The 20,829-nt window shown below is 59.4% G+C and carries 23 protein-coding genes; 12 read left to right on the plus strand and 11 right to left on the minus strand.

Annotated features, from left to right (window positions below; translation table 11 throughout):
- Window positions 1-47: 47 nt before the first annotated feature.
- The 5 genes from M2366_RS18100 to M2366_RS18120 form a co-directional block, all read right to left on the minus strand.
- Window positions 48-842, minus strand: a complete 795-nt coding sequence (locus tag M2366_RS18100) for a DUF4123 domain-containing protein (RefSeq protein ID WP_259270334.1) — start codon at window positions 840-842, stop codon at window positions 48-50.
- 2 nt (window positions 843-844) lie between these two features.
- A complete protein-coding gene (locus tag M2366_RS18105; RefSeq protein WP_310508883.1) occupies window positions 845-2,860 on the minus strand; it encodes a type VI secretion system tip protein VgrG in 2,016 nt (671 codons plus the stop codon).
- 216 nt (window positions 2,861-3,076) lie between these two features.
- Entirely contained in the window at window positions 3,077-3,295 is a 219-nt protein-coding gene (locus M2366_RS18110) for a hypothetical protein (RefSeq protein ID WP_224431581.1), read from the minus strand.
- Between the two features lie 58 nt (window positions 3,296-3,353).
- The gene (hcp1, locus tag M2366_RS18115) at window positions 3,354-3,872 is read right to left on the minus strand and encodes a type VI secretion system effector Hcp1 (protein ID WP_042042782.1); all 519 of its coding nucleotides are present in this window, start codon (window positions 3,870-3,872) and stop codon (window positions 3,354-3,356) included.
- Between the two features lie 425 nt (window positions 3,873-4,297).
- Window positions 4,298-5,161: a YicC/YloC family endoribonuclease gene (locus M2366_RS18120; protein ID WP_259237708.1), complete on the minus strand. Its 864-nt coding sequence runs from the start codon at window positions 5,159-5,161 to the stop codon at window positions 4,298-4,300.
- 276 nt (window positions 5,162-5,437) lie between these two features.
- Here M2366_RS18120 and rph point away from each other — a divergent pair, with 276 nt between their 5' ends.
- Both rph and pyrE read left to right on the plus strand, forming a co-directional pair.
- Entirely contained in the window at window positions 5,438-6,154 is a 717-nt protein-coding gene (gene rph, locus M2366_RS18125) for a ribonuclease PH (protein ID WP_162627251.1), read from the plus strand.
- A gap of 83 nt (window positions 6,155-6,237) precedes the next feature.
- Complete coding sequence (gene pyrE, locus M2366_RS18130; protein ID WP_259270335.1) at window positions 6,238-6,891, plus strand: orotate phosphoribosyltransferase; 654 nt, start codon at window positions 6,238-6,240, stop codon at window positions 6,889-6,891.
- Window positions 6,892-7,169: 278 nt separating this feature from the next.
- Here the strand turns inward: pyrE and M2366_RS18135 are convergent, their stop codons facing one another.
- The 4 genes from M2366_RS18135 to coaBC form a co-directional block, all read right to left on the minus strand.
- On the minus strand, window positions 7,170-8,006 hold the full coding sequence (locus M2366_RS18135; protein ID WP_042042771.1) for a mechanosensitive ion channel domain-containing protein: 837 nt from the start codon (window positions 8,004-8,006) through the stop codon (window positions 7,170-7,172).
- A gap of 138 nt (window positions 8,007-8,144) precedes the next feature.
- Complete coding sequence (slmA, locus tag M2366_RS18140; RefSeq protein ID WP_042042770.1) at window positions 8,145-8,741, minus strand: nucleoid occlusion factor SlmA; 597 nt, start codon at window positions 8,739-8,741, stop codon at window positions 8,145-8,147.
- Window positions 8,742-8,810: 69 nt separating this feature from the next.
- Window positions 8,811-9,269 carry a dUTP diphosphatase gene (dut, locus tag M2366_RS18145; RefSeq protein WP_042042769.1) on the minus strand — a complete coding sequence of 153 codons (459 nt, stop codon included), beginning with the start codon at window positions 9,267-9,269 and terminating at the stop codon, window positions 8,811-8,813.
- Window positions 9,270-9,375: 106 nt separating this feature from the next.
- Window positions 9,376-10,578, minus strand: coding sequence for a bifunctional phosphopantothenoylcysteine decarboxylase/phosphopantothenate--cysteine ligase CoaBC (coaBC, locus tag M2366_RS18150; protein ID WP_259270336.1), 1,203 nt, complete (start codon window positions 10,576-10,578; stop codon window positions 9,376-9,378).
- A 144-nt stretch (window positions 10,579-10,722) separates the two neighbouring features.
- Between coaBC and radC the strand changes: the two genes are divergently transcribed.
- The 6 genes from radC (at window position 10,723) to M2366_RS18180 (ending at window position 14,363) form a co-directional block, all read left to right on the plus strand.
- Window positions 10,723-11,397, plus strand: a complete 675-nt coding sequence (gene radC, locus M2366_RS18155) for a DNA repair protein RadC (RefSeq protein WP_042042767.1) — start codon at window positions 10,723-10,725, stop codon at window positions 11,395-11,397.
- A 136-nt stretch (window positions 11,398-11,533) separates the two neighbouring features.
- Complete coding sequence (gene rpmB / locus M2366_RS18160; protein ID WP_005321271.1) at window positions 11,534-11,770, plus strand: 50S ribosomal protein L28; 237 nt, start codon at window positions 11,534-11,536, stop codon at window positions 11,768-11,770.
- An 11-nt stretch (window positions 11,771-11,781) separates the two neighbouring features.
- The gene (rpmG, locus tag M2366_RS18165) at window positions 11,782-11,949 is read left to right on the plus strand and encodes a 50S ribosomal protein L33 (RefSeq protein ID WP_005323752.1); all 168 of its coding nucleotides are present in this window, start codon (window positions 11,782-11,784) and stop codon (window positions 11,947-11,949) included.
- 90 nt (window positions 11,950-12,039) lie between these two features.
- On the plus strand, window positions 12,040-12,495 hold the full coding sequence (locus M2366_RS18170) for a hypothetical protein (RefSeq protein WP_259270337.1): 456 nt from the start codon (window positions 12,040-12,042) through the stop codon (window positions 12,493-12,495).
- Between the two features lie 15 nt (window positions 12,496-12,510).
- Window positions 12,511-13,323: a bifunctional DNA-formamidopyrimidine glycosylase/DNA-(apurinic or apyrimidinic site) lyase gene (mutM, locus tag M2366_RS18175; RefSeq protein ID WP_259270338.1), complete on the plus strand. Its 813-nt coding sequence runs from the start codon at window positions 12,511-12,513 to the stop codon at window positions 13,321-13,323.
- A 164-nt stretch (window positions 13,324-13,487) separates the two neighbouring features.
- The gene (locus M2366_RS18180; protein WP_259270358.1) at window positions 13,488-14,363 is read left to right on the plus strand and encodes a VirK/YbjX family protein; all 876 of its coding nucleotides are present in this window, start codon (window positions 13,488-13,490) and stop codon (window positions 14,361-14,363) included.
- Window positions 14,364-14,421: 58 nt separating this feature from the next.
- Here M2366_RS18180 and coaD read toward each other — a convergent pair whose 3' ends face one another.
- Complete coding sequence (gene coaD / locus M2366_RS18185) at window positions 14,422-14,907, minus strand: pantetheine-phosphate adenylyltransferase (RefSeq protein WP_259270339.1); 486 nt, start codon at window positions 14,905-14,907, stop codon at window positions 14,422-14,424.
- Window positions 14,908-15,042: 135 nt separating this feature from the next.
- Here coaD and M2366_RS18190 point away from each other — a divergent pair, with 135 nt between their 5' ends.
- Window positions 15,043-16,083, plus strand: a complete 1,041-nt coding sequence (locus M2366_RS18190) for a glycosyltransferase family 9 protein (protein ID WP_042042762.1) — start codon at window positions 15,043-15,045, stop codon at window positions 16,081-16,083.
- A gap of 67 nt (window positions 16,084-16,150) precedes the next feature.
- Here M2366_RS18190 and M2366_RS18195 read toward each other — a convergent pair whose 3' ends face one another.
- Window positions 16,151-16,948 carry a glycosyltransferase family 2 protein gene (locus M2366_RS18195; RefSeq protein ID WP_259270340.1) on the minus strand — a complete coding sequence of 266 codons (798 nt, stop codon included), beginning with the start codon at window positions 16,946-16,948 and terminating at the stop codon, window positions 16,151-16,153.
- 310 nt (window positions 16,949-17,258) lie between these two features.
- Here M2366_RS18195 and M2366_RS18200 point away from each other — a divergent pair, with 310 nt between their 5' ends.
- The 3 genes from M2366_RS18200 to M2366_RS18210 all read left to right on the plus strand — a co-directional run bounded on the left by M2366_RS18200 (window position 17,259) and on the right by M2366_RS18210 (window position 20,828).
- Window positions 17,259-18,347: a glycosyltransferase gene (locus M2366_RS18200; protein ID WP_259270341.1), complete on the plus strand. Its 1,089-nt coding sequence runs from the start codon at window positions 17,259-17,261 to the stop codon at window positions 18,345-18,347.
- A gap of 61 nt (window positions 18,348-18,408) precedes the next feature.
- Entirely contained in the window at window positions 18,409-19,686 is a 1,278-nt protein-coding gene (locus M2366_RS18205; RefSeq protein WP_259237682.1) for an O-antigen ligase, read from the plus strand.
- A complete protein-coding gene (locus M2366_RS18210) occupies window positions 19,683-20,828 on the plus strand; it encodes a glycosyltransferase (RefSeq protein WP_259237681.1) in 1,146 nt (381 codons plus the stop codon). Before M2366_RS18205 ends, M2366_RS18210 begins: the two co-directional genes overlap by 4 nt.
- The last annotated feature ends 1 nt before the right edge of the window (window position 20,829 follow it).

Here is a 20,829-nt window from a genome sequence, read left to right on the forward strand (position 1 = left end):
ATCAACGCTGTGCTTAAGTTTCTTACAATCGACGCAACCTTCGGCGCTCATGATACGGAATTCCTTTCTGCTGCATTGTGGGCGCCTGCCAGCCAAGCCAGCGCCGCTGCCACATTCACCTCTTTTACCCCGAGGCCCTGTTCAATTCTTTGGACTAACCAGCCGTGCAACTGCTCAGCCAGCGCTATGCCTTGGGCTTCCCAAGCCTCAGCCTGCTCTGGGGATTGCTCCCAGAGATCGGTATGCAAGTTGAACACCTTGGCCTGAATGCCGATGTCGCTGTGGTGCCATGCCTCACTCAGCACTTCAGGAAGAACCCAGGGAAACTGTTCATTGATGAGTTGCTGGTCGCAGGGTCTATGGTAAAGAGCATGATTCGGCAGGCGAATATCTATTAGTGGGGCAAGCAACCCTTGCCAGAGATCCACATTGTGATGAGGCAGCCAGAGCCCAACGACCCTAGGATCTTGAAAGCGAACCGCTTTAAGGTCATCGTCAATGACGATACGTAGATACTGTTGCCAATGTTGGCGTTGGGCCTGCCAATCTTGTGTACTGGTATAAAGCCAGCCCCAGGAGCTATCCGGTACTTGCGCCATCAACCATTCCTGAATCTCGTTGACTTTTTTTAGATTGAGTCGCACTAACCAGGGGCTGGATTTGAGTACGGTGTCCAGGGGCGTTTGAATATAGAGAGGCAGATATTCGCCTACCCACTCCTGCTCAATCCAGGTAAGAAGTGGATTGGGCTCAGACAAAGGATTAAGGATGGCATAGGCTATGATGGGCTCCTGAAGGGCGCCATCTTGTATGACTGTCGTGTCAAACAGTGTCTGGATCATGGTTATTCACATTCATTGATAGACATGGCGGCATTTTGTTCAGCCAGCATGGGACAATACTCCCCACCTTTGAACGGAGGAGGGGGTGTATAAGCCGGCACCTCTACACCACCGGGTAGGATAGGTGTCCTACCCGCCCAACCAGCGCCAGCGCCCGGGCTGCCGCCCGAATTCATCTTGATGGTGGGGCCGACCACTGTTACCCCGCTGGGGTCCACCTTGATAAAGCTGCCACCGACCTTGACGGTGATCTCGCTGCCCGCCTCCAGCACCACCTTGGCGCCCGCCTTGATATGTATTTGTTGACCCGCCTGATTCAACCAGCTCTGCCCCAGCTTCTGGTGCAGGGAGCCATCCACGCTGAGCGACAGCTCGCCCTTGATATGATCGCGCTTCTCACCATTCACAGTGAGATGGTCATTGGCCTTGATGCGGGTCACCCGATCATTGTCGATGTCGCTGTGCTGGTCGTGCTTGATGTGCCAGGCCGCATCGTTCTCTATCAGCACATTGAGGTCTTTCTGACCGTGAATGTAGATCTCCTCCTGGCCGGCCTGATCTTCGAAGCGCAGCTCGTTGAAACCCTCGCCTTGATGGGTCTCGGTGCGCAGCACGGTGCGGGTCTTGTGGGCAGGCAGCTCGTAGGGGGGCCTATTGGTGGCGTGGAAGGTGCGGCCGGTGACGATGGGCTGATCCGGGTCCCCTTCCAAAAAGCTGACGATGACTTCGTGGCCGATGCGGGGGATGGCCATCATGCCGTACTGGCCACCGGCCCAGCCCTGGCTGACCCGTACCCAGCAGGAGCTCATGTCATTGGAGCTGCCATAGCGGTCCCAGGGGAACTGCAATTTCACCCGGCCATGCTGGTCGCAGTAAATCTCCTCGCCCTCCGGCCCCACCACGAAGGCAATTTGCGGGCCGTCGACCATGGGCTTGTGGGGGATCTGGGGGCGCCAGCTCTGTTTGGCACGCACCACGGCAAACTGGTTGTAATAGACGGTCGGCTCGCTGCCGCCCTCCTCTTCCAGGGCCTGGGGCTGCTTGCCGGTGTGCTGGATGCTGACCAGTTGCCAGTCGTCGTTGAGGGCATCGTTGGGGTGCTCGCTCAAGGTAAACCGCTGGCCCGGCTGCAAGGCGGCGCAGTTGGATTGGCCCGTGCTGATGGCGGCGTCATTGCGCAGGGCATCGAGCCGGTACTGGCTGAACGCCTTGCCGCTGGGGTCGGCCTTGAAGCGGCCCGGGTAATCGAAGTGCTGATAGGCATCCCGTTGATGGTCGAGGGCGCTGCCCACCGCCTGATGGGAGAGGCCATAGGCCGGGGTCTGGAAGCTGTAGTCCTTGAGCTCGACATCGCTGGTGCGCACCGATTCGCGGTAGTGGAACTGACGTACATAGGGGCCCTGCTCCAGGGAGCGGTTGCCGAGATTGAAGAACAGCTCGGGGCCCGCCACAAGGGCGGCGGCATCGTCGGCGAAGACGATGCGGTGCTTGCCCTGCTCGAACTCGTGGAAGTAGAAGATGCCCTCCTCGGCGGCGAGGCGGTTGACGAAGTCGAGGTCGGATTCCCGGTACTGAACGCAATATTCCCGCTGGCCATGGTCGTTTTTCAGGGCGAAGGCGTAGTCGGTGATGCCCGCCTCCTGCAGCAAGATGCTGATGATTTCATCGGGTTTTTGCGCCTGGAAGATGCGGGCGTTGCGGCGAAGACCAAGGCGCCACAGGGCCGGTTTGACCGCCAGCTGGTAGCGGGTGCGGCGAAAGCCGCTGTCTCCCTGGGCCGCGTCGCTGACCACGCCGCTGACCCGGCGCTGCAATTCGCCGTTGTACCAGACCAGCAACTCGCAGGGCTGGTCGAGCAGGTCGGCGAAGGGGAGATCGGCCTGATGGCTGGCGAGATCGAGCCGCAGGCTGAAGGGGCGACTCAGCTGCTCATCGAGGTTGAACTCGACCAGGGCGAAGGTGGATTCGGGCAAGGCCCCTACCTTGATGGTGAACTGAAGTCCTGTGCTGTCTGCCATGACGGTGAGCCTCTGAGGTCAAATTCCCGGGGTGAGTCGGGAAGGGGTAAGAGATGCGCCATCGGTGCCAGGTTTTCGGCGCCATGGCTACCGCACGCTTGTGACAGCGTGCGGCAGGGGGCAATGGTTATCTTTCTGTTGCTCGCTCTCGGGGCGAACGGGCAGAAGAAAGAGGCCAGTTGTTAAGCGAAAAGGGCCGGAGAGCCGGCCCTGGTATCAGGCAAGGTTGGTCTGGATGTAGCTGGCTATCTGTCGACTGCGGGCATCGCCGCGGGTTTCCAGCTCTGCGATCACTTCCCGGACAACGCCTCGGTAGACCAGGGAGCCATTGACCAGGGTTCTGTGGTTATGGCCGATATCGGTGAAGGTGGCGCCACCTCTGTGGAGATGGATGTGGGGTTCACCGACATCCGGGTAGAAAGATTCTCTTGGCATCATGCATCCTCGCTAAAGGGAGATAAGAGGGAGCCTATTCAGGCTCCCAAGTAGAGTGTTAGGCTTCGATCGGCGCGCGCCAGTCGTCAGCACCCGAGGTGCCAGCGACGGTGTGCTCCCAGTCGATCTTGCGGTAGGCCAGAGAGACCTGGATCAGCTGGGTGAAGTCGGAGTTGGCCGGGTCCTGGCAATGGGGCATCTGGCAGTCGATGTCGACGATGGTGGCGTCGGTCAGCACGGTAGAGAAGAAGTGCTCCTGCTTGCCTTCCACTGAGGTGCGATACCACTTCAGAGTCACGGTCGGCAGCATCTCGCCGGAGGCCAGGGAGTTGTACATCAGCGGCACGGCCTTGTTCAGGGCGACGGTGAACTTGAACGGCTTGTGGACACGCTGGCCAGCAGGCTGACCGGATTGCGGGTCGGTCGGCACGGTGACGACGTGCTGGAACTCTTGCACCAGCATCTCGTCTTCGTGACCTTGTACGAAGATGTTGCCGACGGAATCTGAGGTGAAGGCACCGGCAGTGATGTTGCCCTGGGTTTTACCTTCAATGCTGATATAACACGGAGTTGGCATGGTAATGCTCCTGGTTGATTGGATGGTGGCGGCGCCTGATGCGCAACCTGCCAAGCACTAAACCAAGAAGCGTGCCAATGGTTATTTTCAGATTAAATTGATAATTAACAATCAGTTATATAAGAATGGTGATGCGGTGCTGTGCAGGGTGCGCAACTTGTTGCGCATTGTAGTGATAATAACTGGCATAACTTGCAGAATGGTTATTCATGCTTGTTTTTGCGCAACTCATTGCGCTGAAAAGTTGATTTCTCTGCATGGGCACCCATTCAAAGAGAGATTACGCCATTGTGAGCGGACAACCTCGCGTGAGGTAGATCTCGGTGAGCGGGACTGGATCTGGGGGCCATGCAAGCGGTAGTGCTGTGGATACGAAAACCCCCTCATCATGAGGGGGTTGGGGCATACAGATAGAAAATGGTACATCACTCGATGTTCTGGATCTGCTCGCGCATCTGCTCGATGAGGACCTTCAGCTCGACCGCGGACTGGGTCACCTCGGCGTTGATGGATTTCGAACCCAGCGTGTTCGACTCGCGGTTGAACTCCTGCATCATGAAGTCGAGGCGACGGCCACAGGCGCCGCCCTTCTTCATGATCTTGATGGTTTCGCTGATGTGCATCTCCAGGCGATCCAGCTCCTCGGCCACGTCGATCTTCTGGGCCAGCAGCACGATTTCCTGCTCGATGCGGGCCGGATCCAGCTCCACCTTGGCCTCGGTCAGGCGGTCGGTGAGCTTCTGGCGCTGCCACTCGAGGATCAAGGGCAGGTGCACTCGCACCTTCTTCACTTCCACCTGGATGCCGTCCAGACGCTGCTGGATCAAGGCCTTGAGGTTGGCCCCTTCGCTGGCACGGGAGGCGAGGAAATCTTCCATGGTCAGATCGAAACCACCCATCAGCTCGGTTCCTACCGCATCCATATCCTGCTCGGCAGCGGCCATGACACCCGGCCAGCGCAGCACGTCGACCGGGTTGAGCTGGCCCTGGCCCGCTTCTTTCATTACCCAGTTGGCACTGTCGATGATGAGCTTGGCCAGCTCTTCATTGATGTGCAGCTGGCTGGCGGCGGCTTGGGCTGCCTCGAACCTCAGGTTGCACTCCACCTTGCCGCGCTGCAGCTTGGCACGGAAACGCTCACGCAGGACCGGCTCCAGGCTGCGCAGCTGCTCCGGCAGGCGGATGTAGGTTTCCAGATAGCGCTGGTTGACCGAACGAATTTCCCAAACGGCTGTGCCCCAGTCGCCCTTGAATTCCTTGCGGGCGTAGGCGGTCATGCTGTGAATCATTGATTGTTCCGGGCTTGATGAAGTGTGCGGCCAGTATACTCAGCCAGGCTTGCCCCGTCAGCCATAGCGGTGGCTTTAGAACCTGTTCCGGCTGTGGCGGGGCCAAGGTCCGCCACGGCCCCGGCTCTTGTGGGTGATGGACGCCGGTTTCGATGCGGCTCCTCACCGTTGAGATGATGGCTCGCGACCAAGCATGACGGTTTCTTAGCGGCTGATATTTGGGGCGCAATCGCTTATACTCCTTCGCCAATTTGAGCCAGCCCAGAGGTCAGTTCCATGTCACGTCCCAGCGATCGCAGTGCCGCGCAAGTACGCCCGGTTACCATCACCCGCAACTTCACCAAGCATGCGGAAGGATCTGTGCTGGTGGAGTTCGGCCACACCCGCGTGCTGTGCACCGCCAGCGTCGACACCAGCGTGCCGCGCTTCCTGAAAGGCAAGGGTCAGGGCTGGGTCACCGCCGAGTACGGCATGTTGCCGCGCTCCACCCATTCGCGCATGAACCGCGAGGCCGCCGCCGGCAAGCAGAGTGGTCGCACCCTGGAGATCTCCCGACTGATCGCCCGCTCCCTGCGCGCTGCCGTGGATTTGACCGCGCTGGGCGAGCACTCCATCACTGTGGATTGTGACGTGCTGCAGGCCGACGGCGGCACCCGCACCGCCGCCATCACAGGTGCCTGCGTGGCCCTGGTGGATGCGCTGAACTGGATGGTCGAGAAAGGCATGCTCAAGCAGAGCCCGCTCAAGCAGATGATCGCCGCCGTTTCCGTCGGCATGTATCAGGGCGAAGCCATCTGCGACCTGGAGTACATCGAAGATTCCGCCGCCGAGACCGACATGAACGTGGTGATGACCGAAGATGGTCGCATCATAGAGGTGCAAGGCACCGCCGAGGCCGAGCCCTTCACCCACGAGGAGCTGCTGGCGATGCTGGCGCTGGCCAAGGGCGGCATCGACGACATCATAGCGCTGCAGAAGCAGGCGCTCTCCTGAATTTCTGATTTGAAAAACGCGGCATTGACCGCGTTTTTTTATACCCCCCCACCAGTCAACGACAAGCCAAGCAAGGAGCCAGAATGAAAGCCTACCAGCGTCAATTTATCGAGTTCGCCCTGGAGAAACAGGTTCTCAAATTCGGTGAGTTCACCCTGAAATCCGGCCGCAAGAGCCCCTACTTCTTCAACGCCGGCCTGTTCAACAGCGGCCGCGATCTGGCCCGCCTCGGCCGCTTCTATGCCGCCGCCCTGATGGATGCCGGCATCGAATTCGACGTGCTGTTTGGCCCGGCCTACAAGGGGATCCCTATCGCCTCCGCCACCGCGGTGCAGCTGGTGGAGCAGCACGACGTGGACGTGCCCTGGTGCTTCAACCGCAAGGAGGCCAAGGATCACGGCGAGGGCGGCAATCTGGTGGGCAGCCCGCTCAAGGGGCGCATCATGCTGGTGGACGACGTCATCACCGCCGGGACCGCCATCCGCGAATCCATGGATCTGATCCAGGCCAACGGCGCCTCCCTGGCCGGGGTGCTGATCGCCCTGGACCGTCAGGAGAAGGGCAAGGGCGAGCTCTCCGCCATCCAGGAAGTGGAGCGTGACTACGGCGCCCACATCATCGCCATCATCCAGATGAGCGACCTCATCGCCTATCTGGAAGAGAAGCAGGATGAGCAGCCCGCGCTGGCCGAGCAACTGGCCGCCATGCAGGCCTACCGCGCCCAGTTCGGGGTTTAATGGCACAATTTCTGGCCGTGCCATGGCGGCGCTACCGCCTCCCGGTCGGTCACTTTTTCTGTCTAACGGGCCTGAGCCTGTTTGTAGGTGAGCTCGCCTTTTTCAATCTGCTCGACCAGGGCCAGTTTAAAAGTCAGCGAGTAATCGCACTGGGTTCGTTTCACACCTTGTCCCATCGGGCTCTCCATTTATTCGGGGGAAAGGTGTCAACCATATTCAGGACGGGACATTCCCATAAAAAAAGCCGCTCAGTGAGCGGCTTTTTTGTTGCCAGCCTGTCAGGCTTGCGGTTTGTGCATGTGCAATGCCATCTGCGGGAAGGGGATCTCGATGCCCTCGGCGTCGAAGGCGAGCTTGACCCGCTCGTGGAAGTCAAACCAGACACCCCAGTAGTCGCCGGTCTTGACCCAGGGACGCACGACTATGCTGACCGAGGAGTCGAGCAGGGCGGCAACGGCAATGGTGACCGCCGGCTCTTTCAGGATGCGTGGCTCTTCGTTGACCAGACGCTCCAGTACCAACTTGGCTTTGCGAAGATCTGAGCCGTAGCCGATGCCGAAGGTCATGTCGACCCGACGGGTGTCCATGCGCGAGTAGTTGATGATGTTGCCGTTGAGGATGGCGGAGTTGGGCACCACCACCATCTTGTTGTCAGCGGAGGTGAGGGTGGTGGTGAACAGCTGTACCGACTGCACCACACCCGCAGTACCCGCCACTTCGATGAACTCACCGGACTTGATGGGGCGGAAGATAATCAGCAGGAAACCGGCCGCAAAGTTGGAGAGTGAGCCTTGCAGCGCCAGACCGATGGCCAGACCGGCGGCACCAATGATGGCAATGAAGGAGGTCGTCTGGACCCCAACGCGGCCCAGGGCGGCGAGCACCACGAACACCAGCAGACCATATTTGAGCACGCTGCCGACGAAGTGGGTAATGGTGGCATCGAGGTTGCGGGCCTTCATGACCTTCTCGACACCGCCACTGATAAGGTTGGTGGCAATATAACCGAGCAGCAGGGTGATCAGTGCTGCGGTGATGTTGACGCCATACTCGAGCAGCAGGCCCTGATTGTTGACGAGCCAGGTCTGAGCACTGGTGAGCATTTCGGGTTCCATAACACTTCCTGTTGGGCTAATTAATCAAAACCACGGACTATAACAGCGCATTGCGACAGTTTGGGTCGTTGTGGTTCGCAAGATGTTAATTTTTGCCATAAAAAGCTGAGGAGGCCAAGTGCCTCCTCATCGTTTGGGTCAACTCTGCAGCAACTGGCTGCGGATGAACTGCCATTGATCTTCGAAGTCCGCGGTCGGTTTGAGCTTGAACTCGGAGCGAACGAATTGGCTGATCCGTCCCTCGGCATAGGCCAGCAGCAGGTTGGCCAACATGGTCTCGTCGAGCTGGAAACCCTGACCTTCTCGCAGCCGCTTCTCTCGCAGTACCTGTTTGAGCTGGGTTTCCAGCTTGTCGAACAGGATGCTGATCCGATCCCGCAGCCGGTCATGCTCACCCAGCAGCGCATCGCCGTTGAGGATGCGGGTGATGCCGGGATTGCGCTCCGCAAACACCAGCAGCAGCTGCAGGATGTGGTGGCAGCGGGTCATGGTGTCCTTCTCGTCGGCCAGGATCATGTTGACCCGTGACAGCAGGGAATCCTCGATAAAGTCGATCAGCCCCTCGAACATCCGAGCCTTGCTGGGGAAGTGACGATAGAGGGCCGCTTCCGAAACGCCGACCTCGGCCGCTAGCCGGGCCGTGGTAATACGCTGACCCGGGCTGGTTTCCAGCATGTGGGCGAGCGCCTGCAGGATCTGGTCGCGCCGACTCTGTTTCTGATTACTGCTTGCCATGGATTCCCCTAAAAAAACAATGGCTTGGTTCTATTATTAGCCACGCAACCAAGGCTGCGTTGGGTCCTGTTATTGGCGACCGGAAGAACCAAACCCACCTTCACCTCGTTCGCTCTGATCAAACTCTTCGACGAGCTGGAAGCTGGCCTGCACCACGGGCATGATCACTAGCTGGGCGATGCGCTCCCCTGGCTGAACGGTGAAACTGTCATTGCCACGGTTCCAGACCGAGATCATCAACTGGCCCTGATAGTCGGAGTCGATAAGGCCGACCAAATTGCCCAATACGATGCCGTGCTTATGACCGAGGCCGGAGCGGGGCAAGATAGTGGCACATAAGCCCGGATCCTGGATATGGATCGCCAGACCGGTAGGGACGAGTGTGGTATCACCCGGTGCCAGCGTGATGGCCTGGTCGAGCAGGGCGCGCAGATCCATACCGGCAGAACCTGGTGTGGCATAGGCAGGCAGGGGGAATTCGGTGCCGATGCGGGCATCCAGGATCTTCAGTTCTATTTGTGTTGTCATGAATCGTTAGCTTTCAATGGGTTCTTGTATGGACATCCAGGATCTTCAAGGCAATCCGGGTCGTCATGGATCGTTCGTCAGTTGGAATGGCCCCAAGGCTGGGGACTCAGGGTCGATAGTGACGCGCAATAAGGGCGACAAGATGACGAGCCAGCGTCAGCTTATCGGCCAGCGGCAGGGTGGCTTGACCCCCTTGCCAGAAGACGGTGAGGGCGTTGTCATCGGCATTGAAGCCTTGCCCGGACTGGGACACATCGTTGGCGGCTATCATGTCCAACCGCTTTCGCTGCAATTTGCCAAGGGCATATTGTTCCACATCCACGGTTTCGGCGGCAAATCCGACGGTGAAGGGCTTGTTCGGCAGCGCCCCCACGGCGGCGATGATGTCGGGATTCTTGACCAGGGTCAGCACCATCTGGTTGTTGTCGCCGGTCTTCTTGATCTTCTGGCTAGCCACCTGTTCGGGGCGGTAGTCGGCCACGGCGGCGCAGCCAATGAAGAGATCGCACTCATGAACCCGGCTCATCACCACCTGATGCATCTGCTCGGCGCTCTCCACATCGACCCGCGCTACCCCGCTTGGGGTGGCCAGGGCGACCGGGCCGCTCACCAGGGTCACTTCTGCACCCGCCTCACGGGCGGCGCGGGCGATGGCGTAACCCATCTTGCCGGAGCTGTGGTTGCTGATGTAGCGCACCGGATCCAGTGCCTCGCGGGTCGGTCCGGCGGTGAGCAGCAGTCTGACGCCTGCGAGCAGGGGATCGACGGTCAACTGTTGGCAGCAGCGCTCTACCAGATCGAGAGGGTCCAGCATGCGGCCCGGACCTACATCGCCACAGGCCTGGCTACCGGAGTCCGGCCCCCATAGCAGAATGCCTCGACTGGCGAGGGTCTGGAGATTGGCCTGGGTGGCCGGGTTGCGATACATCTGCTGATTCATGGCGGGGGCGACTACCACCTGGGCGGGGGTTGCCAGGCAGAGGGTAGTCAGCAGCTCGTCGGCCATGCCGGCGGCCATGCGCGCCATCAGATTGGCGCTGGCCGGTGCGATCAGCACCAGATCCGCCCACTTGGCCAGTTCGATATGGCCCATGCCCGCCTCGGCGGCGGGGTCGAGCAGACTATCGGCGACAGGATTGCCGGAGACCGCTTGCAGGGTCAGCGGGGTAATAAACTCCTTGGCGGAACGGGTCATCACCACCCGTACCTCGGCCCCCTGATCCTTCAGGCGACGTATCAATTCGGCGCTCTTGTAGGCGGCGATGCCACCGCTGACACCCAACAGGATGCGTTTGTCGGCCAATCTCATCTGCTTTGCTTCCGGCTCGTTCTGACTGGTCGGCTAAGATAGCACAGCCTGAGGGTGACGACAGAGGCTGACATGGGTGACTTGTGGTCAGGCTCTCGTCAATCTTTGCTATGTTTTCTGTCAACAGTGCCGATGGGGAAACATATGAGTATCAAAGAGTGGCCAGCGGAGGAGCGTCCCCGCGAGAAACTGTTGCTGCAGGGGGCGGCGGGTCTGTCCGATGCCGAATTGCTCGCCATCTTCCTGCGAACTGGGGTCAATGGTCAGAGCGCCGTGGATCTGGCCCGGCAACTATTGCGGGCGTTTGGTTCATTGCGAGCGCTGCTCGGTGCAGATCAACAGGCTTTCTGTGCCGCCCATGGCCTGGGGCCGGCAAAATATGCCCAGCTGCAGGCGGTGCTGGAGATGAGCAAGCGCCATCTGGCCGAACAGTTGCAACGGGGTGATGCGCTCACCTCGCCCCAGCTGACCCGGGACTATTTGCAGGCTCAGCTCAGGGACAGGGCGCGGGAGGTGTTTGCGTTGTTGTTGCTCGACAATCAGCACAGGGTGATCAAGTTTGTCGAACTTTTCTACGGTACGCTGGATTCGGCGAGCGTCTGGCCCAGAGAAATCGTGCAGATAGCACTCAAACATAATGCAGCGGCCGTGATTCTGGCGCATAATCACCCGTCTGGCGTGGCCGAGCCCAGTCGGGCCGACCGTCAGATCACAGATCGCATCATGGCCGCCTTGGCCCTGATCGATATCAGAGTGCTGGATCACTTGGTGATCGGTGACGGCATCACGGTTTCTTTTGCAGAGCGTGGTTGGTTATAACCGGGCTCTGGCTCTGTATTAGTTGATCTTTGATCACGGATGCTGTATAAAATGCCGCCTTCTGTTTGCCCCGCAATCGAAGGCCAGCGGGGCAGATATTTGCTCGAGCAATGAAGTAAGATTTGGAGAGACTGACATGTCTAGAGTATGCCAAGTAACCGGCAAGCGCCCGGCAGTTGGTAACAACCGTTCGCACGCTAACAACGCTACCAAGCGTCGTTTCCTGCCGAACCTGCACACTCACCGTTTTTGGGTTGAGGGTGAAAAACGCTTCGTGAGCCTGCGCGTATCCGCAAAAGGCATGCGTATCATCGACAAGCGCGGCGTTGAAGTGGTTCTGGCTGAACTGCGTGCCAGCGGCGTTAAGGTATAAGGAATTAGATCATGGCTAAAGGTATTCGCGATAAAATTCGTCTGAACTCCAGCGCCGGTACTGGTCACTTCTATACCACTACCAAGAACAAGCGCACCATGCCCGAAAAAATGGAGATCAAGAAATTTGATCCCGTGATTCGTCAGCATGTGATCTACAAAGAAGGCAAAATCAAGTAACTACTTGAATTTGTCTCAAAAACCCGGCCTGGTGCCGGGTTTTTTTATGGCTCAAATTCAGTACACTGCCGACTAGAACGGAGGCTTGCCATGTTGAAATTGAGTCGTAAAGGCTGGAACAACGTCATCATCATCGCGGTATTGGTGGTGATAGTGCTGCTGCATCGCCTTGAGCAGGCCCAGCAGGAGAACAGTGCCCAGCGCTTGCACAGCCTGTTGCCCGAGGGTGCCGTGGTGTTGACCTGGCAAGGGCCGAGCTGGACCCTGGAGCGATTGGGTCAAGGCTGGCGCACTGTGCCGGATCTGGGGCTGGATAACCTGGCCCTGACCCGCCAGATTGAACATTGGCAAGGCTGGCAGTTGCCGCCGAGTGAGCCGCTGCGTGGCAGCCCGGTCGAGTTCAGGCTCTGGTTGGCCGGACAGGGAGAACCTCTGAGGCTGGCCCTTTATCAGGACAATGGCCGTTATGCCGTTCGCCTGGGTGAGGAGCGCTGGCTGGCGCTTAGCGCGGAGCAGTATCGCGCCCTGCTCAAACCCACTCCCTGAGTCTGCGAGGATAAGATGCCCGAATTACCCGAAGTTGAAGTGAGCCGCCAGGGCATCTCTCCCTGGCTTACCGGCATCGAAGTGACCCGCGTGGTGGTGCGCGATGGTCGGCTGCGCTGGCCAATACCGGGGGAGATCCAGGAGTTGGTCAGTCTCACCATCCGCAGGGTCAGTCGCCGCGCTAAATACCTGTTGCTGGAGACCGATTTTGGCACCGCCATCCTGCATCTGGGCATGTCCGGCAGCCTGCGAGTGCTCAACATCGGCACCCCGGCCGAGAAGCACGATCATGTGGATATCGAGCTGGCCAACGGCAAGCTGCTGCGCCTCAACGACCCGCGCCGCTTCGGTGCCCTGCTCTGGACCCGCGAGCCCGCCGAGGCCCATGCCCTGCTCGCCAAACTTGGCCCTGAGCCCCTCACCGATGGCTTCAATGCCGATTATCTGCAGAGTCGGGCCAAGGGACGCAGCGTAGCGATCAAAACTTTCTTGATGGATAACCATGTGGTGGTTGGTGTTGGCAACATCTACGCCAACGAGGCGTTGTTTGCCGCTGGCATTAGCCCCAGGCGGGCGGCAGGCGAGGTGAGCGGCGAGCGCTTGGCAACCTTGGTCGCCGAGATCAAGCGGGTGTTGGCCGCCGCCATCGTGCAGGGGGGCACCACCCTCAAGGACTTCACCAGTGCCGATGGCAAACCCGGTTATTTCGTGCAGCAGTTGCAAGTGTATGGCCGGGGCGGGCAACCCTGTTATCAGTGTCAGCTGCCACTGACCGAGATCCGGATCGGTCAGCGCACCACCGTGTTCTGCAGCCACTGCCAGCACTAGGACTTATTTGGGGAAGTTGTAAGCAAGTGTTGCCAGTCGATTGAAGTGCCAGAGCGTCATCCCTAGGATCGCCCTCCATTCAGGCAGTTGGAGAGCAAGGTATGACCAGCAACTCGTTCGGTTGGGAGCAACTATCCCGTCAGCCCCATTACGGCGCGCTCGCCATGGCGCGTTACCTCTACCCGGATGGTGGCAGTCGCTTGCACTTCAAGCGCGGCAAATTCGTGCTGCGCAGTCTGTTTTACCGCAAATCCATGAGCCAGGTGTTTGAACTGTTTCGCAGCGAGCCACTCAAGGCCCTGCCAGGTCAGTATCCAGAGCTGCTCGACAAGCCGCTGCGCCCCTATCGTTTTGCCTGCTCCAATGCTCGCCAGCGGGCAGCCATGCTGGTCGAGCACTATCGCCTATTGCAACTCTGCTACCCGGCGTTGATAGCCCCTCTCTATCTGGCGGAGGGTATTGAATTGGGCCTCTATCCCCAGAGTGGCTGCCGCATCCTGTTGCGTCACGATGGCACTTTCAGGCGCGAGGCCGAGCTGGCCGTCTCCATCATTGATAAACAGGGGCGGCGGCTCTATAGCTGCGCCTTCTCCTTTGCCGGACAGCCTGATTCCCTGCGTCTGGTGATTGGCTCGGTGCAGGGCCCCGAACCCGGGGTTGCGCAGGCACAGGACAGGGTGCGGGAGCTGACCAAGGAGGGTCATGGTCTGAGACCCAAGTCCCTGGTGGTGATGCTGGTGCTGGGGTTGGCCGAGGCGATGGGAGCAGTGCGAGTCGATGCGGTGTGCAAGCGGGCTCATGTGTTTCAGGCCAGGCGCTACAGCAGCAAACAGAAGGCAAACCTGCAGGCGGATTATGACGAGTTGTGGCAGGAGTTTGGTGCGCAGGAGCTGGATAGCAACTTCGTGACCCTGATGCCCGCTGGGCGCAAGCCGCTGCAGGAGATAGCCTCGAAGAAGCGGGCCATGTATCGGCGCCGTTATGAGTGGCTGGATACCCTGGCGCTATCCGGCCGGGCGCTGTTTTACCGGGGTGAATGAAAAAGAGCAGGCTTGGCCTGCTCTTTTGCGATGAATCTTGTGGTGTAGGGGTCTTGGATCACGACTTGGCGAGCTTGGCGGCGATTGCCAGGCAGACTCTGGGATCGACAAATTGGTGAATGTCGCCGCCGTGCAGGGCGACTTCTTTGACCAGGCTGGAGGAGATGAAGGAGTTCTCCTCGGCCGGGGTCAGGAAGACGCTTTCCAACTCCGGCATCAACCGGCGATTCATGTTGGCAAGCTGGAATTCGTATTCGAAGTCGGAAACGGCGCGCAAGCCACGGATCAGCACATTGGCATGTTGCTCCCGGGCAAAATTGACCAGCAAGCCGGAGAAACCGACCACGGTGACGTTGCCCAGATGAGACGTGACTTCACGGGCGAGGGCGACCCGCTCGGCCAGATCGAATAGCGGCCGCTTGCTGGGGCTGTTGGCGACGCCGACCACGACCTCGTCAAACAACTGGGCGGCCCGGCCCACCAGATCGGTGTGGCCATTGGTGATGGGATCAAAAGTCCCCGGATAGATAACCCTGGTGCTCATGTGTTGGCGTCCTGCAACCGGAAAATTGGTCGCATTATAAGGTCGTCGCTTGAGAATAGCAGTGCATCAGGCAAGAATACCCCCATCGCGCATTCAGCCTCCCCGCTTTGGGTGTGGGGAGCAAAGGGATCTCTTATGAAACGCATTCTGGTCGTTCGCAATGACAAGATTGGTGACTTTATGCTGGCCTGGCCAAGTTTTGCCATGCTCAAGCACTCCATGAACTGCCATGTGACGGCCCTGGTTCCCGGCTACACGGCACCGCTGGCCCGGCTCTGTCCCTGGATTGACGAGGTGATCCTGGATCCGGGCGCCCAGGCCGACAAGGAGCAGCAGCGTGCTCTGCTGGCACGCATCAAGGCCGCCGCCTTCGATGCCTCTATCTGCCTCTTCTCCAATACCCGCAATGCAAAATTGGTGTGGAAAGCCCATATCCCTTACCGGCTGGCGCCGGCGACCAAGCTGGCGCAAGTGCTCTACAATCAGCGGCTGGTGCAGCGCCGCTCTCGCTCCCAGAAGCCGGAGTATGAATACAATCTCGACTTGATCCGTCACTTCCTGACCGATCAACAGGCGAAGGTGATTGAGCCACAAGCGCCCTACTTGCGCTTCGATGGCCAGTCTCTTGTGGAGGTACGCAGTCAGACGGCGCAAAAGCTGGGCCTCGATGTGACGCGTCCCTGGTTGATGGTCCATGCCGGCAGTGGCGGCTCGGCCAATAACCTCTCCATCGAGCAGTACGCCCGGCTCATTATCAAACTCAACCAGGCTTGTCCCGAGCTGCAGTGTGTGCTGACCGCGGGCCCAGGAGAGGAGAGCAAGGCGGAGCAGTTGGCGGCCGAATTGCTGGCCCATGGCGGCAATGGCTGGATCTATCGCTCGGATGAAGGCTTGCCCAAGTTTTGCCAGGTGCTGGCCAATGCCGCTCTGTTTATGGCCGGTAGCACAGGCCCTCTGCACATTGCCGCCGCCCTGGATGTGCCGACGGTGGGCTTCTTCCCGGCCCATCGCTCTGCCACGCCGCTGCGCTGGCGCCCCCTCAATCAAGAGGGACGCCACCTGGCCTTCAGCCCGCCGGAGGACAGCGATCATCCGGAGGACATGAGTCAGCTCGATCCCAAGACCATGGCCAGTGCCATCGCCCAATGGGGCAAGCCGCTCTGGCAGGCGAGCTGATCGGTGACAGAAATGATTCAGGGCCCATTATGGGCCCTGATGATAACCTGTTGGTCAAGTGGGTCGGTTAGACGACCGGGTTTTCCCAATCTTTCTTGGGCGGTTGCAGACGCTGCTGGCAGAAGTAGGCCTGACGGATCAGCTTGGAGGCCATGGTAATGCCGAGCATGATGAGGCCGCGTTTGCCATCGAGGAAGGCGCGCTGACGAATACCGTGACGCCATAGCACATCGACGATGCACCAGGCGAAGTCATACCAGCGGCCCCCTTTCATTTCTCGGCCAACGGCGCGTTCGGCGTAGCGTTGGGCCCGCATCACCGCATCTTTGATGTCGGCATAGGAGTCATGGCGGCAGATGCCCTTGAGTTTGCCGACCTTGCCGTCCGTGACCAGCTTGTCGTGATAGAGGTCCATCTTGCCCTCCATGCGCCACTGATCGCTGCGCACCAGGCGCAGACGCCATTCCGGCTGATACATGTGATGCAGCCAGCCGCCGAGGAACCAGATCTTGCGCTGGAATTCCCAGGCACTGATGGTCAGAACGTCTTCTTGCAGCACCCGTTCCATATCGCTCCTGAGCTCGGGCTCGAGGGATTCGTCGGAATCGAGCAGCAGGATCCACTTGGCCGGAGCACACTGTTCCATGGCGAAGACTTTCTGCTTGAGCGGGCCGGGCCAGGGACGTTCGATGACGATGCAGCCGCGTTCGGTTGCATACTCGCGGGTGCCATCGGTGGAGCCTGAATCGACGACCACGATACGCTGCGCCAGCCCTTGCACACTGTCCAGTACCATTGGCAGGCAGCGCATGCTGTTAAAGGTGGTCAGGGCCACCGCCAGGGTGACAGCTTCTTGTTGTTCCATGGAAATAACCGGCAAAGGGAGGTGAGCCCCATTCTATCCTGATTCAAGTTTGGTGGGCAAAGTTTGACTTGCCGCAGGGGGTCACGGAAAATCGCCGGATATGATTTGCTCGCCAAGCATGAGTTGTGCAGATTTATGGCTGTGGCAATTAATTTTTTGGCAGCCAGGATGAATATTCACCCGGACCAGGGTGTTATTCACCCCTGTCGCAGGCAGCCCATCCGCGGGTGTGACTGGCTATAGGAGCACGGCTGACGGGTCGGCCAGCAGCCGACTCGGTTATCGATGTTATTCCTTGATGAGATGATGCATGAACTCCAAGCGTTTCGTATTCGTGATTGAAGATTTGTATGGTGGCGGCGCGCAGAAGTCTCTCATCAACACGGCGGAAGGGCTGCGTCAACGCGGTCATCAGGTGACTGTCTTCATACTGCGTGACCTGATCGAGCATCGTCTTCCCCCCGGCCTCGAGGTGATCAACCTGGCGTTGGTCAATGGCATCACCAAGGCCATCTCCAATATGCTGGTTGAAAAGTGGCAAGCCTGGTTCATCGCCCGGGCCATTCGCCGTCTCGATCCCCATGTGGTGCTCTCCTGCTCCTGTGACAAGATCACTCGCCATATCAAACACCCCAACCTCTGGTTCTGGGTGAAGAGCAACATGCTCGCCTCCCGCTACACCGCCAAGAGCAAGGCGAAAGCCAAGGCCAAGCTGCAGCGCTTCTACAATGGCCGCAAGGTGATCGGCTGCTCTCAGGGGGTAGTCGACGGTTTGCTGCAGGATGCCGAACTCAAACCTGAGCGTATCCTGGCCATCTATAACCCCTATGAGCGAGATGGCTTCGTGCGCATGGCTGCCGAACCCGCCGCTGTGCCGACCGGGGACTATCTGATCAACGTGGGCACCTTTGAGCATCGCAAGCGTCATGATCGGCTGTTGCGAGCCTATAAAGCCAGCGGGGTGAGCACTCCCTTACTGCTGCTTGGCAAGGGCAAGCCGGAAGAGGAGGCGCGATTGCGATCGCTCATTCGTGAGCTGGATCTGGAGGCGCAGGTGATCCTGCCCGGCTATCAGACCAATCCCTATCCTTATATCAAGCATGCCAAGGCGCTGATCCTCACCTCGGATGGGGAGGGGTTACCCAGGGTATTGATCGAGTCGCTGTTTCTGGGGACTCCCATCGTCAGTGTCGATTGCCCCTCTGGCCCGAAAGAGATACTGACCGGCGAGTTGGCCGCCTTCCTGGTGCCATTGCAGGATGAGGTGGCGCTGGCCGATGCCATCGGCCGGATGGATGCCTCTCCTGTGACTATCACTGCCGACTATTATCAAGCCTTCCTGGCCGAGAGCGTACTGCCTCAGTTTGAGGCCCTGTCCCTGCCTGACCGAGCACCATAAATTGGATAAAAACATAATAAAAAGTCTGGATGGGCAATGGAGCAGCGTCCCTGGGGAAGGGATGACCCCCTATTTGAGAATGCTGGGGGTGGCCTGCCTGCTTATCTATGCGCTCTGTCGCATCTGGTTCGGTGGCATAGGCAAGGCGATGGAAGTCGGGTTCCTTGCCATGACGCTGCTGCTGATGCTGAGCTCCCACAGGCGCATGGGTCTGGACGTCTACTTCAAGTTTGTGTGGCTGGCGTTGCTGGTCCAGCTCATCCCCTGGCTACTGGGCCTGCTGGAACCGACCGTCATTACCAGCTCAAACCCCCATCTCGATCGGCTGACCAAGATCTTCTTCTTCTTTGCCACCGCCGTGTTGCTGGCGGGCAGGCTGCGCAATGTCTTCTGGCTGTGGGGCATCGCCGCCTTGGGATTGCTGTTTAGTGTGCTGGGTTCGCCAGCCGACTGGAGCACCTGGCAGCAAGGCTTGTCAGGGCAGAGAGTCGATTTTGGCATCCGCAACGCCCAGCATATCGCCATGTATTTCGGTACCCTGATGCTGGGTTGCCTCTGTTTTAGCCAGCGTTGGTTATCGGTCGGCGCACAGCGCTGGTGGCGGCTGCCGCTCTGGGCTGGGGTGCTGGGGGTGGCGGTACTGGGGATCATCGTGACCCAGACCCGGGCCATTTTCATCGCGATTTTCGCGGCTCTGCTGCTGGCTCTGGTGTTCTGGATCTGGCTCAAGCGACCGCGCTGCTGGGTGCTGGCGTTGCTGCTGATGGGCACAGCCCTGTTATTTGTCAGCTTGGGACAACGGGGTCTCTCCCATGTCGAGAAGCGGTATGAGCAGGAGGCCCCTGTCATTCAGCAGCTATTGCATGGTGACTGGGACGATATCCCCTATACCAGCGTTGGAATACGGGCCAACACCTGGAAAGTGGCTGCCGACAAGATAGCTGAGCGTCCCTGGTTTGGGTGGGGCTCCCAGGCCCGCAGTCGGGTCATCAGTCATTCCGATGTGTTGCCCGACTGGGTCAAACAGCAGTTTGGTCATCTGCACAACTACTTCCTCGAAGTTCAGCTCAGCTATGGCTTGGCTGGTTCGCTCATGTTGCTCGCCCTGGCCATTGTCATCGGCCGTGACTGCTGGCTTACCTGGCGAGCACGGCTGATGCCGACCGATGTACTGGTGTTCGGTTTCTGCTTCTTCGTCTTCTGGGTCATTGTGAACAACTTTGAGTCCTATATGTCGTTTGGTACCGGTACCTTCGTGTTCAACATCATCCTCGGGGGTCTGATCACTCTCTGCTGGCGCCGCCGCTATCCGCAGGGTTGTACGGATCAAGTCAGATGAAGCGCATTCTGATCATATTGCGTCGCTTGCAGGCAGGAGGCATAGAGCAGGCCACTATCACGCTGGCCAACGCCATGGTAGCCCAGGGTCATGAGGTGCATGTCTGGGTGCTGCGTGGCGAGGCCAGACTGATGCCGGATCCCGCGGTGCATCTCCATGCGGGCGGTGATATCGAGCGGGAAGCCCGGCGCGGCTTGTTGGGGCTGAGTTGCGATCTGCTCGGGCGGGGTCTGCTCAAGCATCTGCTGCCTGGCTCGGGCTTCGTCTGGACGGGCTGGCGCACCAGCGCGCTGGCCAGACGCAGGATCGCCGAGTGGGAGGCGCAATATGGTGCCTTCGATCAGATCCTGATCCGGGGCCAGGGGGCATTCGAATTGTTGTGGGACTTGCATGACCCACGCTGCTGGCAACTGGTGGAGGGACCTTCTTCCAAGCTGCGCCACTATCGATTCGGCGGCTGGCTCGCCGCCAAGCTGTTCCAGGACAAGCAGGTGATCTGCGTTTCCCAGGGTATCGCCGAGGTGCTGCAACAGATGCTGTCACACTTCTCGGTCCGGCCGGCACGACAGGCGGTGATCCACAATGGTGTCCCGCTGGCGCGGGTGCGTCGGCTGGCGCAGCTCGCTCAAGATCCCCCCATTACGGGACCTTTCCTGGTGCACGTGGCACGCCTGGTACCTGTGAAGGATCAGGCCCTGCTGCTGCGGGCCTTCAAGCGGGCCGAACTCGATTGCAAGCTGGTGATTATCGGAGAGGGTAGCGAGCGAGCCTCGCTGGAGCGGCTGATACAGACTCTGGCGCTGGATGGGCGAGTGATACTGCTCGGCCATCAAGCCAATCCCTATCCCTGGGTTGCAGGGGCCGAGGCCTTCATACTCAGCTCCAGGACCGAGGGACTTGGGCTGGTGCTTATTGAAGCCCTGGCCTGCGGCACCCAGGCCGTTGCCACCGATGTACCGGGTGGCATTCGCGAGGTGCTGATCGAAGAACAGACCCGCTTGTTGGCCGCCCATGATGAGGCCGCCCTGGCCGCCAAGATGCGTGAAGCCCTGGCTGACCCTGTCCAGATCCAGCCCCACTGGGTTGACCGGTTCGACGATGGCGAGATTGCCCGCCGTTTCCTCGCCCTCATTGAGGATTAAA

It is taken from the genome of Aeromonas sp. BIGb0405 (assembly GCF_024807335.1).
GTDB lineage: Bacteria > Pseudomonadota > Gammaproteobacteria > Enterobacterales > Aeromonadaceae > Aeromonas > Aeromonas rivuli.